The organism is Shewanella sp. MSW (assembly GCF_007636515.1).
GTDB lineage: Bacteria > Pseudomonadota > Gammaproteobacteria > Enterobacterales > Shewanellaceae > Shewanella > Shewanella indica.
On sequence record NZ_LVDR01000004.1, the window covers coordinates 1 to 16,872 of the forward strand.

Sequence of the window (16,872 nt, forward strand, 5' to 3'; positions counted from 1 at the left end):
TTGCGTTCAAGCGAATGATTTGATCAACAACGCCATTTCAAAGCCTAGTCAAGGCTTTGCGAAACATCAAAAAGATATGGCTGTCCTGTATTCCTTGCGTTGATTGCCTTGTTATAAGTATTTATCCACGATCTAACGTTACATTATTTGAGAAATGTGTGTACCTGTGAATTTGGTCAAGGATCAAAAAGCCTACAATTGAAGAGCTCAGCGTTAAAGCCGACTCTCCAACAGAACCATGAGAAAGCGAATTTCTACTAACAAAGTCACTCTCGACATCAGGGTCAAAATCTTTGAAATATGACTTGAGAATATACTCACTAAATTTCTCAGGAAAATAACGACTTAGTTGATGCGAGTAACCAGTAATATTAGTTCCTATGTGGTTAGCTAGAATCTGTTGCTTTCTCCCTTGCATACCTGGGTTCTTCGAAATGAAGTCTTCTCGCAACAGAGCTTCTAGCCTTGGGTAAAGTATATGTATAGCCGAGTCATAGTCACCATTCACGTGATGGGTGAGCGCTTTGCTAACCAAGTTAAGATGTTTGCTAAGAGCTTCGTTGGCATTCAAAGCTGCCAGCCATTCGTCTTTACCACCAATAAAAGTATCGTTTATACCCTCAATAATAGCGCTCAAGTCCCAGTCATACTTTATGTGATTAATCAGGTTTTCTTGTTGTTCATATGTCATATATGAAAACGGAAACCAACCTGTATTAATAATTTTCTCCCACTCTGTTGACGACAAGTCAAACATTTCAAAGAATAGAGACGCTGATAAACCGAGCCCCAAAACTCTGTTTACATCATAATCTATTAGCTTCCGGTCATCAGAACCGATTGTAGGACCAAAATCATAGTAAAAAACCCTATCCCAACCATTAGTAAGTAAAACAATATAGGAGCAGTCATTGGGAAAGTTAATATCTGATAGGTTCACGCTATGAATGTGATAAAGGTCATTTTTGGTAACAGGATCGCCCTTGTTCACGCTTTTACTGACAACAGCACTCGCCATTACATCACACTCGTTTATATAAACGTCAGCCTCTAAATTCTGTTTTATGATAACAACCAACGTTTTGACATCATTAGGACTTATAGACACTGGCAATTTGCTAAGTATTCTATTAACAACACCCTCGGCTTTTCTTATAAACTCTCGTCCCTCAGATTGGAGGACAAAACCTCTATATTGAACAGAAACCAGTTCATCACCTTGAGATGTGCTCAAACTATAGCCAGCAAGAATTTCATCTAATTTTATTTGATACATACATCTCCAAATACTTATAACAGCTGTATAGTGCGCATGCGCGTTTTAGTCCTCGGAGGAGTGTAAACACGCATAGCTATCTATTTGTATTGGCTGGATATAATACCATTTAGTCCAAATATCCCTTGCAGCTAAACGCGCATGCGCGGTTTCCAAACCTATTATCTACCAGCTGTATTTTTTAACTTTATGAATTTAAATCTATTTTCTAAAATGTTACAGAAATAACGCGCAAGCTTAGCTGCAAATTCCCGGCATTTTGTCGAGAAGAACAATAATACTGTATAAAAAATCAGTTCTGAGGTGTTTGTCATGAGCGCGCCAAGCCGTACAACCGAGAGCCCTACAACCCAGGCCTTACAAAAAAAAGTTAAGTAAAGCCATGGCTACCGCACGGGTCCAAACTCTGTTCATCCCAGAGTTCCGCTGAAAACAAAAAAGTGTTACTGCTTCCAGCCTTAAGCTTAAGGAAGCGCTAAAGCTAAGCGATTGAATTAGTTATACAATACCCAGTACTGAATGTTAAAACAATTAGCCAAAGGTCAAGTTTTTGACAAAGGCCACAAAACCCTGATTTGGCTGATTTTTGCAATAGAATTGACTGGCTTTGAAATCTAAAGCGATTTTCCCTGTTAATGGGCCTGATTCAGTCACGCTGGCTGGTGTCGAGCACACTGGTATTATGGCCTGGAACTTTAGCCTTTGAGCCCGATACGGGCGAAATAGATGGCGGTTTTGCCCTCATGGCTTGAGTAATACACCAGCTTGAGTTCATCGCCGTCCAGCTCGATACCGGCGTAGCTGGTATCGCCGCCGGATGGCAGGGTTAAAAGCTCGGTGACCTTGGCTGTGGCGCTATCGATTTCCACCAGCGAGGTGCGCACCTTATTATCATAGAGGCGCACCACGGCCAGCAGGCGGTCGTTATAGAAAAAGGCCACCGGACCACCGATACGGCAACTGAGCTGCTGCCATTGCCAGGTTTTGAAAGGAGCCTTGGCCTTGCCGAGCAACCCGGTTTCTTGTGCGTCCCACACAGGATCGCGCCTTAGTAGGCAAAGCGCTTCTGTGTTTGAAGAGGATTGATTAGAGCGAGTATGCTCGCCGCCCCAAAACAACAGTGATGATTCATTGACATAACCGTCATTTTGCAAGGGGGCGACCCAGGGCGTAAATTGCAGTTTACCGGTTTGTGATGCTTGCAGGCGCTCACTACGATAGAGCCTGACATCACCATCGGCGCCTGGGCGATAACCCACGCCGTAGAGGCCATCTTCAGCCTCGGTCACCCGCCAGAGCCAGTATCCGGTATCGGCGACTTTTTCGGGGGCCGACCAGTTGATGCCATCCAGCGAGTGCCACATCAAGGACTGCAGCGGCGCCTTGCCATGTTTGGAGGCTGCGCCAAAAAGCCATAAACGGCCAGCATGGGCGAGCAGTTTGCCGTCGCGCAGATCGCCAAGCTCGCTTTGAATAAGCGCCTCGGCCTGCCAACTTTGACCGTCGTCGCTGGATTTAAGCACTCTCAGTGCACCATCATCAGACACATGGGCCTGGCCCTCCCGAAAGACGCAGTAGAGCGCCCCCTGCCAGCGGCATAGATCGCAAAAGGCGTTGTGTTCGCCTTGGTCCCAAATTTTTGTGTGTGAGATCAGCTGCATGCCTTGGCTCCCTGAGTTGCTGTTCCTTTATCTTATACCATTACTGAACTGCGCCAAGGTAAGTGGACTTTCTTATGGTAAAAAGTGATGGTAAAAAACTTTGGTAAAAAGCTATGGCAAAAACAACGACAAAAACTATGCAAAAGCAGCGAGAAACAGTGCAAAAAAGCTTAGAAAAACAGCAACAAAAAAGGCCGCCGCGGCGACCTTTCATTGCATTGGAATCACATCTTTAGATGGGATTAGATAGGCTATCGACAAGCTGTAACACACTGCCGATAAGGCCTTGGCGGCATCAGCTGCGCTGCCGGGTTGGCTTGGGCTTGCCCGCCGCCGTCTTGTGTTTACGCACGGCGCGGCGCACCTTGGCACTGCGTACCTTGTTACGGGCCACGCTGTGTTTGTCGGCGCCCAGCATGGAGCGGGTTTCCGGATCCATGCCCGCCAATTGGCGCAGGTAGTTGACCTGCTCCAGCGGCAGTTCGACCCAGCCGCCACGAGGCAGGCTCTTGGGCAGTTCTATCATGCCGTAACGCACCCGAATAAGGCGGCTCACCTGCACTTCCTGGGATTCCCACAGACGACGCACTTCACGGTTACGCCCTTCACGCAGGGTAACGTGCCACCATTGGTTGATGCCTTCGCCACCGGCGGCCTTGATGTGGTCAAACTGGGCCGGGCCATCTTCCAGCATAACGCCGCTGCGCAGACGCTGCAGCGCCGCTTCCGGCACTTCACCGAAGGTACGCACGGCGTATTCACGCTCCACTTCATTGGAGGGGTGCATCAGGCGGTTGGCCAGCTCACCGTCCGAGGTGAACAGCAACAAACCCGAGGTGTTGATATCCAAACGTCCCACTGCAACCCAGCGGCTGTCACGGGTGCGGGGCAGACGATCGAATACTGTGGGCCGGCCTTCGGGATCTTTGCGCGAGCAGATCTCCCCTTCCGGCTTGTGGTAGGCCAGTACCCGGCAGATCACCTCATCGGCAGATTTCAGCGATACCGCACGGCCATCGATACGTACCTTGGCGTCGGCTTCGATGCGATCACCCAGTTTGGCGATTTCTCCGTCAATACTCACGCGACCTGCAGCAATCCATGCCTCCATCTCACGACGGGAGCCATGGCCTGCACGGGCCAAGACTTTCTGCAATTTTTCGCTCATTCAAGTTGACTCTTCTAAGGGTTCCGGCGGTGTTTTCATCCCCGAAAATACCGCCTCTAATGATTCGGCGTCAGACAGAGGCGGCAGATCCGCTATGCTGTCCAGACCGAAGTAAGCCAGAAACTCTGTAGTGGTGGCGTATAACGAAGGCCTTCCCGGCACCTCTTTGTGCCCCACAACGCGGATCCAGCGTCTGTCTGTTAAATTCTTGATAATCTGGCTGCCGACAGCCACCCCTCTGACCAGCTCAATTTCGCCGCGGGTCACAGGCTGACGGTAGGCGATAACCGCCAGGGTTTCCAATGTTGCCCTGGAATACTTGGGCGCCTGCTCCTGCCACAGAGGTTGCAGCAAGGGGCTGAGGCTATCGCGGGTCTGAAACCGATAACCACCGGCGACCTTGACCAGCTGTACTCCGCGCTCCTGATAATCCAGGGTCAATTCATCCACCGCGGCGCGAATACGCTCGCGGGAGACACTGAAATCGGCCAGCACGGTTTCTCTCAGCGCCTTCAAGGTCATGGGCTTGGCCAGCACAAACAGACTGGCCTCGATCAGTTGTTTCAGCTGAAGGTCGTTAATCTTCGCCAAGTCGGCTCCCGTCAGTACGCCTTGAGATAAATTCGCGATAAAGGTTCGGCCTGGATCAGTTCCACCAGCAGTTCCTTTACCAATTCCATCAATGCCAGAAAGCTGACCACCACTCCGGCGCGCCCCTCTTCCACCTTGAACAGAGCTTCAAAAGGGGTGTAATGCTCACTGGAGAGCATGGCCAGAATTTGGCTCATCCGCTCCCGGGTAGAAAGCTGCTCGCGCTGCACCTGGTGAGAAGTGCCGGCTTCCACCCGCTTGAGCACTTCGCCAAAGGCCCGGGCCAGTTCGGCCAAAGACACATCCGGCGGCACCAGCAAGGGCTTGATATCCGGTGCCTTGCCCGCCTTGGCCTGGAATACATCCCGCTCGAGCCTTGGCAGTTCATCCAGCCGCACCGCCGCCTCTTTGATGGCTTCATAAGCCTTGAGTTGGCGGATCAGCACGGCTCTGGGGTCTTCCTCTTCCTCGGCTTCCAGCTCCGGCCTTGGCAACAACAAGCGCGACTTGATTTCCGCCAATGTTGCCGCCATCACCAGATAGTCGGCCGCCAGCTCTACCCTGGCGCCCTGCAGCAGCTCGATATACTCAAGATACTGGGCGGTGATCCTGTGGATGGGCAGATCTACCACATCCATTTTTTGCTTGCGGATCAGGTACAAAAGCAAGTCGAGCGGCCCTTCAAACGCCTCAAGAAACACCTCAAGCGCCTCGGGAGGAATAAAGAGATCGGCAGGCAGCTCTCTAAGCGCCTCACCCCGCACTACGGCAAGCGGCAGACTCTGTTGAACGCCTTCACTCAAGCCGTTTTCTCTCCTCTGGCAGCATCTTTAAGGCGGCATAGGCCGACCAAACGCGCGATTATACCTTTATTGAGCGGTTAAAGAAATGGGCTGATATCGCCACTGCCTTCACGGACTATGACCATTTCGCCTTCAGACATGTCTATCACTGTGGTGGGCTTTTCGCCCAGGTAACCGCCGTGGAGAATGGCATCTACCTGATGTTCGAGAATATCGCGGATATGCTCGGGATCCGACTCGGTAAAGTCGTTGCCGGGCAAAATAAGACTGGTGGACATCAAGGGTTCACCCAGAGCTTCCAGCAGCGCCAGGGCGATAACATTGTTCGGTACCCGAATACCTATGGTGCGTTTCTTTTCGTTCTGCAGTCTTCTTGGCACCTCTTTGGTGGCCTTAAAGATGAAGGTGTAACAACCCGGCGTGTTGTTCTTCAGAATGCGAAACGCCTGGTTATCGACTCTGGCATAGGTCGACAGCTCAGATAAGTCGCGGCACATCAGCGAAAAGTTATGATCATTGTCTATCTGGCGAATTCTGGCGATACGGCTCATGGCGTCTTTATCGCCAATCATACAACCCAGCGCATAGCCGGAATCTGTGGGATAAACTATGACCCCGCCGCTTTTCAGAATGCTCACCGCCTGGCTTATCAGACGGGTTTGAGGATTCACCTCATGTACGTAGAAAAATTGACTCATTTAGTTATTGTCCATTGCTTGCATTGCCAGACCCAGTTCAATCCCTGGGGCCGATACAGATTCTTGCCCAGTTCCAGCCAGCGGCCGGGAAAGTGGAAATCGGATCCCACCGAGGCGTAGAGGCCGTTGAGAGTGGCCAGCGCCCCTAAATTATTTCTGTCGTCTGTGGTTTGCTGCCCGAGCACCACCTCCATGGCATCGCCACCGGCGGCCTTGAATTCGCGTACCAGGCGTTTGAGCCACTTGGCCGACAGTTGATAGCCACTGGGGTGGGCCAACACGGCCACTCCACCTGCGTTGTGGATCACCTCTATGGCCGTCGCCATCTCACCCCAGTTGTTGGGCACATAGCCCGTCTTGCCGCGGCCAAGAAACTTCTTGAACACGCTGGCGCTGTCCGGCGCGTGCCCCTGCTCGGCCAGGAAACGGGCATAATGGCCACGGCTCAGCGCCGCATCACGGGCGAGCGCCCTGGCGCCTTCATAAGCCCCGGGAATACCGGCCTTTTCAAGTCTTGCGCCTATTTCGCGAGCCCGCTCTTCCCTGAGCTCACGTTGACGCTCGAGAAAGGCAAGCAGGTTTTCGTCATGGCGGTCGATATCCAGCGCCACGATATGAATATCATAGGCGTGCCAACGGGTAGAGATCTCAACCCCATCCACCAAAGTCAAAGGCGCGCTCTGCCCGGCATTGAAAGCATGGGCCTCATCCAGCCCGGCGACTGTGTCATGATCGGTAATCGCCAGCAGCTCAACCCCCTTTTCCAAGGCGCGCTCGAGCAGCTGAGATGGTGTCAGTTGGCCATCTGAGGCTGTAGTATGGCTGTGAAGATCGGCCAAAGTATTTTCAGTTATCATAACGCTATTGTACTTGGTTTTGTTGGTAAAATGCGATTTATCTCCGCTGGGCGACGGCAAATTGGCATAAATTTGCATAAATTAAAAATATTCAATTGACATTGGCGGGCAGCTGGGTTTCTCTATAGGTCAAACGTCGAGAGGACAAATTTTCAATGACACACTTCAACGCTTCACTCAACATCATCTGGTGGTGGCACTTCCCTTAACGCGGGTAGTGTGAAGCGCTGTGCACGATTGAAAATAACGCAGCCAAATTCAACAAAAAGCCCGCAAGAGATTGCGGGCTTTTTTGTGCTTAACGGTCAGGAAAACCCCGCAGCCAGGCTAAACAGCGGAACAACAGGAAGAACAGATGAACAGAATCGAGCCAATCGCCAGAGTACACCGCCAGACGCGGTCACTGCCCTATTACGACGATCCCCTGAAACTGTATCAGCAACTGACGCGGGACAAGCCTCACAGCATGTTGCTGGAGTCGGCCGAAATCGACAGCAAGGATCACCTGAAAAGCATTATCCTCAGCCACGCGGCGCTGGCCATTCGCTGTGACGGGTCGACCTTGAGCTTCGAGGCTTTAACAGACAACGGCGCCGGACTGCTGCCCGCGATTCACGACTTCTTTAACTCGCGCGGTGAAGTCAGCCTGGAGCAGCAGAGCCTCAAGGTCGTGCTGCGCCCGATCACTGCCGAGCTGGATGAAGATGCCAGACTCAAGGCAGGCTCGCCGCTCGATGGCCTGAGATTACTGCAGCAGGGTCTGGTTGATGAAAAAGAGAGCCAGTTTGAAACCGGATTTCTGGGCGGCGTTTTAGGGTACGACCTTATCGCCAGCACAGAGCCGCTGCCAAGCGTAAGCCAGGGCGCGAACCACTGCCCCGACTATCTGTTTTATCTGGCTGAAACCCTGATAACGGTAGATCACCAAAAGGGCTGCGCCGAAGCCGTGGTGATGGAGTTTAATGGCAACAGCAAGGTGCAGGCCGAGCTTGGTGCCAGACTGGATGCCATAGAAACCAACTGCCAGTTGCTGGAAGATGTTGCCCCTTTGAGCGGCGTACATGCCGAGGCCAGCGTCAATATCAGCGACGCCGATTTTTGCCGCCAGGTGAGCCGCCTCAAGGAGCATATCTGCGCCGGTGATATCTTTCAGGTTGTGCCATCACGCAGTTTCAGCCTGCCCTGCCCCAATACTCTGGGCGCCTATCGGGCACTGAGACTGACCAACCCCAGCCCCTATATGTTTTACCTGCGCAGTGCCGACTTCACCCTGTTTGGCGCCTCTCCGGAAAGCGCCCTCAAGTATGAAGCCAAGGGCAATCAGGTTGAGGTTTACCCCATCGCCGGTACCCGCAAACGCGGCAAGACCCCGGATGGCGAGATAGATTTCGATCTCGACAGCCGCATAGAGCTGGAGCTGAGACTCGATAAGAAAGAGCTGTCGGAGCACATCATGTTGGTGGACTTGGCCCGCAACGATATCGCCCGCATCAGCCAGAGTGGCAGTCGTAAAGTGGCCGAGCTGCTGAAGGTAGACAGATACTCCCATGTGATGCATCTGGTCAGCCGAGTAACCGGGCAGCTTAGGGAAGATCTCGACGCCCTGCACGCATATCAGGCCTGCATGAACATGGGCACCCTGGTGGGTGCCCCCAAGGTGCGCGCCGCCCAACTCATTCGTGAAACCGAGCAGCAGCGCCGCGGCAGCTATGGCGGCGCCGTAGGTTATCTCAACGCGCTTGGCGATATGGACACCTGCATAGTGATCCGCTCTGCCTTCGTCAGCGAAGGCATGGCGCACATCCAGGCCGGGGCCGGAGTGGTCTATGATTCAGATCCCCAGGCCGAGGCCGACGAAACCGCGCAAAAGGCGCAGGCAGTGATCAGTGCAATCAAGATGGGAGGTGGCCTGTGAAACTCTATCTATTGGATAACTTCGACTCCTTCACCTACAACCTGGTGGATCAGTTCCGCAGCCTGGGCTTTGAAGTGCTGGTGTACCGCAATAATGTCAGTGCCCAGTTGCTCGCCGAGCGGATGCTGGCGGAACCGGGTCAGGCAGCGCTTATTTTGTCTCCCGGCCCGGGTGCCCCCGGAGAAGCCGGTTGTATGATGGAGCTTATTGCGCTGCTGGCCGGCAAACTGCCGATTCTCGGTATCTGCCTTGGTCACCAGGCCCTGGTTGAACATTACGGCGGCAAGGTTGAGCGTGCCCCCCAAGTGGTACACGGTAAGGCCAGCCCGGTAGAGCACAACTGCGATGGCCTGTTTGCCAACCTACCATCCCCCTTGCCTGTGGCCCGCTACCATTCACTGGTGGCAACCAAGGTGCCCGACTGCCTGGAGGTGATTGCCACCACAGAAGGTATGCCTATGGCCATCAGCCATCGCTGTGATGCCGCCGTCGGTTTCCAGTTCCACCCCGAATCGATTCTCACCACCCTTGGCAGCACCTTGCTGGTGCAAACACTGCAATACCTGACCATGAGCCGCGAGGAAACCTGCCATGACTGAACTGCAACCTCTGTTTGACCGCCTGTACCGGGGCGAGTCTTTGAGCCGTAGCCAGGCCGCCAGCCTGTTTGCCGAGCTTATCGACGGCAAGCTCAGTGAAAGCCAGATGGCGGCCATGCTGATCGCGCTCAAGCTCAAGGGCGAAACCATAGACGAGATCAGCGGCGCCGCCGATGCCCTGCTGGCCGCCGCCAAGCCGTTTCCGCACCAATGTCAAAGGGTAGTGGATATTGTCGGCACCGGCGGTGACGGCCACAACACCATCAATATCTCTACCACGGCCGCCTTTGTTGCCGCCGCAGCCGGAGTCAATGTTGCCAAACATGGCAACCGCGGAGTGTCCAGTAAGTCGGGCTCTTCCGATCTGCTGGCACAGTTCGGCATAGACTTGACCATGTCGCCCGAGTGCGCCGCCAAACACTTGGCAGACAACGGCCTGTGTTTTCTGTTTGCACCCCATTATCACGGTGGAGTGCGGCACGCAGTGCCTGTGCGCCAGGCGCTCAAGACCCGCACCCTGTTCAATGTACTCGGCCCGCTGATTAATCCGGCTCGCCCCGACTATATGCTGCTCGGGGTCTACAGCCCGAGCTTGGTTCGCCCCATCGCCGAAGTGTTGCGGGCCCTTGGCGTCAAAGGCGCCATGGTCGTTCACGGCAGCGGCCTGGATGAAGTGGCACTGCACGGCGCAACCCAGGTGGCTGAACTCAAGGGTGAAGAGATAGTGGAATATCGCCTCACCCCTGCAGACTTTGGCGTGCCGCAGGCTACGCTGGCCGAGCTGGAAGGCGGTACCCCGGCAGAAAATGCCCTGATTACCCAAGCGCTGTTTGCCGGTAAAGGCAGCGCCGCCCAGCGTCACGCCGTGGCTATCAATGCCGCCTGCGTGCTCTATCTCGCCGGCAAGGCTGACAATCTCAAGCAGGCCACCCAACTGGCACTGGCCACCCTGGATGATGGCCGCGCCTGCGCCAAACTCAATGCCCTGGCGGACAAGGCCCACCAAACCCAAACTGAAAACAATGACGCCAACTCACCACAACCCAGCAAGGCAGGAGCCATATCATGAGTAACGTGCTTGAGCGTATCGTCGCCACCAAGCAGCAGCATATTGAAGCCCTAAAGCTGCGTTTTCCCGAAGATAACCTGACGCCCAAGACGTCGGATCGCAGCCTGTATCAGGCACTCAGTGCAAAAGGCGCCGGCTTTATTCTGGAATGCAAGAAGGCCAGCCCCTCCAAAGGGCTTATCCGCAAAGACTTCGATCCGGTTGCCATTGCCGATGTTTACAGCCGCTACGCCTCCGCGGTGTCGGTACTGACAGACGAGGCCTTCTTTCAGGGTGACTTTCGTTATTTGCCCAAGGTGCGGGCCAGAATCAAACAGCCGGTATTGTGCAAAGATTTTTTTGTTTCGCCTTATCAGGTTAAGTTGGCGGCCCATCAGGGTGCCGATGCCATCTTGCTAATGCTGTCGGTACTGAGCGATGAGCAGTATCGATTGCTGGCGAGCGAAGCCGAGCAATATGCCCTCGACACCCTCACGGAAGTTTCCAACGAGGAAGAACTCAAGCGGGCGCTGGCTCTGGGCGCGCCGATTATTGGCATCAACAACCGCAACCTCAGGAATCTGAGTACAGATCTGGCGATGACAGAATACTTAGCCCCCAAGATCCCCGAGGGGACACTGATCATCAGCGAATCCGGGATCTACAGCCGTGAGGATGTACGCCGCCTCAGCCCGCTGGTCGACGGCTTTTTGGTGGGCAGCTCGCTGATGGCCGAGGCCGATTTGGATCTGGCCTGTCGCCGCCTTATCTATGGCAACAACAAGGTGTGTGGCCTGACCCGGGAGCAGGATCTGCTGGATGCGGCAAAATCCGGCGCCGTCTATGGCGGCCTCATCTTCGCCGCCAAGTCCCCCCGTTGTGTCAGCCGTGCCCACGCCGCCGAGCTGTGCCGTTACAACGCCGAGCAGCCGCGTAAACTGGCGATGGTGGGGGTATTTGTCAATGAATCACCGGCGCAGATGGCCGAGCTGGCCAATGAACTGAAACTGAGCGCGCTGCAGCTTCATGGCAGTGAATCAAGCGAAGATATTGCCAAGCTCAAGCAGCTGCTTGAGCAAAATGGGCACCAGGCCGAGATCTGGAAGGCTGTTCCGGTCAATGTCGACGGCGGCGAGCTGCCGACCTTGCCGGAAGGCGCCGACCGCTATCTCTATGACAGTAAAAGCGGCGACAGCTTTGGTGGTACCGGCAAACATTTCGATTGGCAGCAAAGGCTTGCCCAGCGCGAGCGCGCCATGCTTGCCGGTGGCCTGGGTCCGGAAAACGCCGCCTTGGCTGCCACCCAGGGCTTTTTCGGGCTGGACTTTAACTCAGGGGTGGAAAGCGCCCCAGGCATCAAAGATAGAGCAGCACTGCAGGCGGTGTTTAAGCAACTCAAAGCCTGACAAGAACAACAGTATTCGCCTGTCAGACAGGCGCAACAAGTATCCTAAGGAAAGCAGTATGAGCGAGTTAAAACTCAACCCTTATTTCGGGGAATACGGCGGCATGTATGTGCCGCAGATTTTGATGCCGGCACTGAAGCAGTTGGAAAGTGCCTTTGTCGAGGCCCAGAATGATCCCGCCTTTCAGGCCGAGTTCACCGAGCTTTTGAAAAACTATGCCGGGCGTCCTACCGCCTTGACCCTGACCCGTAACCTGTCGCCCAATGACAAGGTGAAAATCTACCTCAAGCGGGAAGATCTGCTGCACGGCGGCGCCCACAAGACCAACCAGGTGCTGGGACAGGCGCTGCTGGCCAAGCGTATGGGTAAAAAAGAGATCATCGCCGAAACCGGCGCCGGTCAACACGGGGTGGCCACCGCCCTGGCCTGCGCCCTGCTGGGTCTTAAATGTAAAATCTACATGGGCGCCAAAGATGTGGAGCGCCAAAGCCCTAATGTGTTCCGCATGCGTTTGATGGGCGCCGAGGTCATTCCTGTCACCTCAGGCTCGGCCACTCTCAAAGATGCCTGCAACGAGGCGATGCGCGACTGGTCCGGCAGCTATGAAAAGGCGCACTACCTGCTGGGTACCGCCGCCGGGCCTCACCCCTTCCCCACCATAGTCAGGGAGTTCCAGCGCATGATAGGCGCCGAAACCAAGGCGCAGATCCTCGAGCGTGAAGGCCGACTGCCGGACGCCGTCATTGCCTGTGTTGGCGGCGGCTCCAACGCCATAGGTATGTTTGCCGACTTCATAGATGAAGCCTCGGTGCGCCTCATAGGGGTCGAGCCGGCCGGGAAAGGCATAGATACGCCGATGCACGGCGCGCCGCTGCGGCACGGCAAGACTGGCATCTTTTTTGGCATGAAGGCGCCCTTGATGCAGGACAGCAACGGCCAGATAGAAGAGTCTTACTCCATCTCTGCCGGGTTGGATTTCCCCTCTGTGGGCCCGCAACACGCCCACCTCAACGCCACCGGACGCGCCACCTATGAGTCGGCCACCGATGAAGAGGCGCTGGAGGCCTTCCAGTTACTGGCCCGCTGTGAAGGGATTATTCCGGCGCTGGAGTCGGCCCACGCGCTGGCCTATGCCATCAGGCTGGCCAAAGAGTGCCGCGAAGAAACCATACTGGTGGTTAACCTCTCCGGCCGCGGCGATAAAGACATATTTACCGTTTCCGATATCCTGGCAGAGCGCCAGGCTGCATCTGCGCAGTCAGATAAATCACAGGAGTCACAGGCATGAGTACACGTTATCAAACCACTTTTGCCCAGCTGCAGGCCGAAGGCCGCGGCGCCTTTGTTCCCTTTGTGACACTGGGCGATCCCGGCCCTGAGCTGTCGCTGCAGATTATCGACACCCTGATTGCCCACGGTGCCGACGCCCTCGAGCTGGGCTTCCCCTTTTCCGATCCGTTGGCCGATGGCCCGGTGATCCAGGGCGCCAACTTACGGGCGCTGGCGGCAGGTACCACGCCGGCCAAGTGCTTCGAGCTTATCGCCGAGGTACGCAGCCGTCATCCCGAGTTGCCCATCGGCCTGCTGTTGTACGCCAATCTGGTATACGCCAACGGCATCGACAACTTCTATCGCCGCGCCGCCGAGTCCGGGGTGGATTCAGTGCTGATAGCCGACGTGCCGGTTGAGGAAGCTGCGCCTTTTATAGAAGCCGCCAAGGCCCATGCCATAGCGCCTATCTTTATTGCGCCGCCCAATGCCGATGATGATACCCTCAAGGCGGTGAGTGAAGCCGCTGAAGGCTACACCTATCTGCTGTCCCGCGCCGGGGTAACTGGCGCCGACAATAAGGCAGGTATGCCGGTGGATGAGGTACTGGCCAAGCTTAAAGCCTTCGATGCACCGCCTCCACTGTTGGGGTTCGGTATCGCCGAGCCGGCTCAGGTCAGCGCCGCAATTGCCGCCGGCGCCGCCGGTGCCATCTCGGGCTCTGCCGTGGTCAGGATCATTGAGCAACACCAAGACGCACCCGATATGCTACTGAGCACTCTGGCCGACTTTACCCGTACCATGAAGGACGCCAGCTAAGGGAGGACTTATTCGCCCCTCCCTCTTTAATCCTCGAGCCAGGGTATTCCCTGGCTTTTTTATGTCACGCACAACCCAACACACTCATTTACACTTGATTTTCAATTGAGCAACGGGATATCTTCAAATATCATCTTTTGTAAGACAAGCAAAATAAAAGAGTCATTTTTTTAACACCTTAGGGTACTTGGTCTCACACTGTTTCTTAAAGTTATAGGTTAAGCACTCTATTAATGCTCCCAAACCTTGGGAAGGTGCAGGGCCAAAGTATCAATATAAAATGTGAACATTAGCCCACAAAAAAAATATTCACATTAAATAAACTTACGTTGCAAAATGTAACCAATAGATTAAGGAACCCAAAAATGAAACGCAGTTTATTTACTGCCGGTACACTCGCTTTAGCTCTAGGTGGATGCGCAACCCAATCTCCACAAGTTGAGTCCCAGGAAAGCCCTCACTCTCAACAAGCTCAAATTGAAGCACAAAAAGCAGCCATGGAGGCATCGGTTACTAATCCTATCCTAAAACGTAAATTAGCTCTTGGCCGAATTACTAATGAAACCATCTACGGCAAAAGTCTTTTGCGAGATGACAAAGGCGATGTACTTGGGAAGCAAGTAACCGACATGTTATCAAAAGCTCTGACAGAGTCAGGCCAATATCTCGTGTTTGAGCGTCCAGATATTGAGCGCCTTAAAGATGAGGCAAAGCTCACTGGACAAAAGCTAAATCTAGTAGGTGTTGATACTTTAATAATCGGCTCTCTCACTGAATTTGGCCGTAAAACAGAAGGGAAAAGTGGATTCCTTTCTTCCACTAAAAAACAAGTCGCCTTTGCTAAAGTTGACTTACGCTTAGTCGACAGCAAAACTGGACTGGTTTACCACTCTCTATCAGGAGCTGGGGAAAGTAGTTCTGAGGCCGCTTCGGTTGCAGGCTTTGGTTCTAAAGCTGCCTACGATGGAACACTCAATGATGCTGCGATATCTAACGCGATATCCGATGCTATCAGCAAATTGACCGCCGAAATGCAAACCCGTCCTTGGCAAACCGATATTCTAGCTGTTGAAGATGGGATGATTTACATCAGTGGCGGTAAGTCACAAGGAATAAAGCAAGGAATGAGTTTTAATATCGAAACTCAGGGAAAAGTCATAAAGTCAAAACAAACTGGTTTCGATATTACATTACCAGGAAAGAAAGTCGCTACTGTTTCAGTAATACAGCTTTTTGGTGACAATGAAACAAATGAAGGCTCAATAACCAGTATTTCCAGCGGTTCAATTGATGGTCTTAAATACACAGAACTTAATGTGGTGGAGGCGAAACAATGAAGTTGAAATTAGCCCTGATACTGAGTGTGTTATCCCTCAATGTAGGTTGTGTACAAATGCCAACCACTACTAGTTCAACTGTAGACAATCGTCCTCAAATTGTATTTAAAGTAAGCGATACTTCTGATGTAGAAGGAATGCGTGTAATCGTTGACGGACTCGACAATGGCCCTGTCGCACCATTCACTAATGGTACTCAAGCTTTGCGTATTCTTCCTGGTACTCACATTATTAAAATCCTGAATGGTGATACTGTTATTTCATCGCAGAAAATCTATGTATCCGATGGCGTGACAAAAGAGGTCTTGATCAAATGAACCGTATCAAACTTGGCCTATGTGTATTGGTAATGCTTGGCTTAGCTGGCTGTAAATCGACAACTTTATATAACTGGGGAGTTTATGATGAAGGCCTGTACGAATACTATCACGATCCCGTCGCAGCTAAGGAGTTCCCTATAGCACTTGAAGATCACCTGAAACAAATTGAAGATAATAAACAACGACCAGCACCTGGGTTATATGCTGAAGTCGGAACTTTCAAGCTCAAATCAGGTGATATAACCGGAGCAATATCCTTTTATGAAAAAGAAGCGAACACATGGCCGGAAAGCGCAGCCTTAATGAAGACTCTAGTGCAAAACCTTCAACGTCAAAACGGTAATAAGCAATGAAATTTATCAAATTAACTTTTTCAGTTGCGTTAGTTGCCTTACTTTCCGCATGTCAAACAACGACAGCTCCACGTCAAACTGGTTTTGAAGAACACAATCCAAGCTCAATTCTGATACTCCCAGTCATAAACCACAGCGTTGATGTCGATGCGCCGCTTGCGGTGTATAGCTCTTTACCTGTAATGCTTGCAGAGAAAGGTTACTATGTCTATCCATCGAATACAGTGAAGACAATTCTTGAATATGAAGGTCTTTACGAGCCTCAAGAGATACATCAGCTACCCGTGACCTCTTTGGTACAAATGTTTGGTGCAGATGTGGTTCTGTATGTCACGATAGAGCGGTGGGATACCACATATATGCTTATTTCAAGTACGACAGAAGTAGAGTTTACATACGCATTCAAAAACAAAACCGGGGATACGATTTGGCAAACCTCAAAAAAAATGCAATATACGCCCCAAAATAGTTCTACCGGTAACCCGTTGGCCGATCTCATAGGGGCTGTCATCACAGCAACAATTAACCGCGCGGCTCCCGATTATATGCCTCTGACCCGGATGGCTAACTACCAGGTTTTCTATAGCGATCAATCGACCTACTTACCTAATGGTCCATACAAACCCAAAGAGATTAAGTAGCTCAAAAAATCAGTTAAGCTTTTTTCTTGCTCAAGCCAGGGTATTCCCTGGCTTTTTTAGGCATCGCAAACGACAAAAGCCTAAGCTGGTTTCAATCCGGGGCGTTTTCTG

The 16,872-nt window shown here is 52.8% G+C and carries 17 protein-coding genes and 1 other annotated feature; of the genes, 10 read left to right on the forward strand and 7 right to left on the reverse strand.

Annotation, left to right across the window (positions count from 1 at the left end; all coding sequences use genetic code 11):
- Window positions 1-121: 121 nt before the first annotated feature.
- From AYI96_RS04850 to rnm, 7 genes are all read right to left on the reverse strand, one after another.
- Complete coding sequence (locus AYI96_RS04850) at window positions 122-1,276, reverse strand: hypothetical protein (RefSeq protein WP_144361105.1); 1,155 nt, start codon at window positions 1,274-1,276, stop codon at window positions 122-124.
- Between the two features lie 695 nt (window positions 1,277-1,971).
- Window positions 1,972-2,937, reverse strand: a complete 966-nt coding sequence (locus AYI96_RS04855; RefSeq protein WP_144361106.1) for a sialidase family protein — start codon at window positions 2,935-2,937, stop codon at window positions 1,972-1,974.
- A 295-nt stretch (window positions 2,938-3,232) separates the two neighbouring features.
- Window positions 3,233-4,105 (reverse strand): 23S rRNA pseudouridine(2605) synthase RluB, encoded by an 873-nt coding sequence (rluB, locus tag AYI96_RS04860; protein WP_144361107.1) that lies wholly within the window; start codon window positions 4,103-4,105, stop codon window positions 3,233-3,235.
- The gene (gene scpB / locus AYI96_RS04865; RefSeq protein WP_025010666.1) at window positions 4,106-4,696 is read right to left on the reverse strand and encodes an SMC-Scp complex subunit ScpB; all 591 of its coding nucleotides are present in this window, start codon (window positions 4,694-4,696) and stop codon (window positions 4,106-4,108) included.
- Window positions 4,697-4,707: 11 nt separating this feature from the next.
- The gene (locus AYI96_RS04870) at window positions 4,708-5,499 is read right to left on the reverse strand and encodes a segregation and condensation protein A (protein ID WP_025010667.1); all 792 of its coding nucleotides are present in this window, start codon (window positions 5,497-5,499) and stop codon (window positions 4,708-4,710) included.
- 77 nt (window positions 5,500-5,576) lie between these two features.
- The gene (locus AYI96_RS04875) at window positions 5,577-6,197 is read right to left on the reverse strand and encodes an L-threonylcarbamoyladenylate synthase (protein ID WP_025010668.1); all 621 of its coding nucleotides are present in this window, start codon (window positions 6,195-6,197) and stop codon (window positions 5,577-5,579) included.
- On the reverse strand, window positions 6,194-7,054 hold the full coding sequence (gene rnm / locus AYI96_RS04880; RefSeq protein ID WP_144361108.1) for an RNase RNM: 861 nt from the start codon (window positions 7,052-7,054) through the stop codon (window positions 6,194-6,196). Before rnm ends, AYI96_RS04875 begins: the two co-directional genes overlap by 4 nt.
- A 182-nt stretch (window positions 7,055-7,236) precedes the next feature.
- Window positions 7,237-7,350, forward strand: a sequence feature (Trp leader region).
- Window positions 7,351-7,409: 59 nt separating this feature from the next.
- Between rnm and AYI96_RS04885 the strand changes: the two genes are divergently transcribed.
- The 10 genes from AYI96_RS04885 (at window position 7,410) to AYI96_RS04930 (ending at window position 16,761) form a co-directional block, all read left to right on the forward strand.
- On the forward strand, window positions 7,410-8,969 hold the full coding sequence (locus AYI96_RS04885) for an anthranilate synthase component 1 (RefSeq protein ID WP_071477070.1): 1,560 nt from the start codon (window positions 7,410-7,412) through the stop codon (window positions 8,967-8,969).
- A complete protein-coding gene (locus AYI96_RS04890; RefSeq protein WP_071477071.1) occupies window positions 8,966-9,568 on the forward strand; it encodes an aminodeoxychorismate/anthranilate synthase component II in 603 nt (200 codons plus the stop codon). Before AYI96_RS04885 ends, AYI96_RS04890 begins: the two co-directional genes overlap by 4 nt.
- Window positions 9,561-10,637, forward strand: a complete 1,077-nt coding sequence (gene trpD / locus AYI96_RS04895; RefSeq protein ID WP_144361109.1) for an anthranilate phosphoribosyltransferase — start codon at window positions 9,561-9,563, stop codon at window positions 10,635-10,637. The genes AYI96_RS04890 and trpD overlap by 8 nt, the downstream gene beginning before the upstream one ends.
- A complete protein-coding gene (gene trpCF, locus AYI96_RS04900; protein WP_144361110.1) occupies window positions 10,634-12,022 on the forward strand; it encodes a bifunctional indole-3-glycerol-phosphate synthase TrpC/phosphoribosylanthranilate isomerase TrpF in 1,389 nt (462 codons plus the stop codon). Before trpD ends, trpCF begins: the two co-directional genes overlap by 4 nt.
- A 58-nt stretch (window positions 12,023-12,080) precedes the next feature.
- Complete coding sequence (gene trpB, locus AYI96_RS04905; protein WP_144361111.1) at window positions 12,081-13,310, forward strand: tryptophan synthase subunit beta; 1,230 nt, start codon at window positions 12,081-12,083, stop codon at window positions 13,308-13,310.
- Entirely contained in the window at window positions 13,307-14,110 is an 804-nt protein-coding gene (trpA, locus tag AYI96_RS04910) for a tryptophan synthase subunit alpha (protein WP_144361112.1), read from the forward strand. The genes trpB and trpA overlap by 4 nt, the downstream gene beginning before the upstream one ends.
- Window positions 14,111-14,475: 365 nt before the next feature.
- On the forward strand, window positions 14,476-15,447 hold the full coding sequence (locus AYI96_RS04915) for a CsgG/HfaB family protein (RefSeq protein WP_071477075.1): 972 nt from the start codon (window positions 14,476-14,478) through the stop codon (window positions 15,445-15,447).
- Window positions 15,444-15,764: a hypothetical protein gene (locus AYI96_RS04920; RefSeq protein WP_144361113.1), complete on the forward strand. Its 321-nt coding sequence runs from the start codon at window positions 15,444-15,446 to the stop codon at window positions 15,762-15,764. Before AYI96_RS04915 ends, AYI96_RS04920 begins: the two co-directional genes overlap by 4 nt.
- On the forward strand, window positions 15,761-16,120 hold the full coding sequence (locus tag AYI96_RS04925) for a DUF4810 domain-containing protein (protein ID WP_071477077.1): 360 nt from the start codon (window positions 15,761-15,763) through the stop codon (window positions 16,118-16,120). The genes AYI96_RS04920 and AYI96_RS04925 overlap by 4 nt, the downstream gene beginning before the upstream one ends.
- Complete coding sequence (locus AYI96_RS04930; protein WP_071477078.1) at window positions 16,117-16,761, forward strand: DUF799 domain-containing protein; 645 nt, start codon at window positions 16,117-16,119, stop codon at window positions 16,759-16,761. The genes AYI96_RS04925 and AYI96_RS04930 overlap by 4 nt, the downstream gene beginning before the upstream one ends.
- Window positions 16,762-16,872 lie beyond the last annotated feature (111 nt).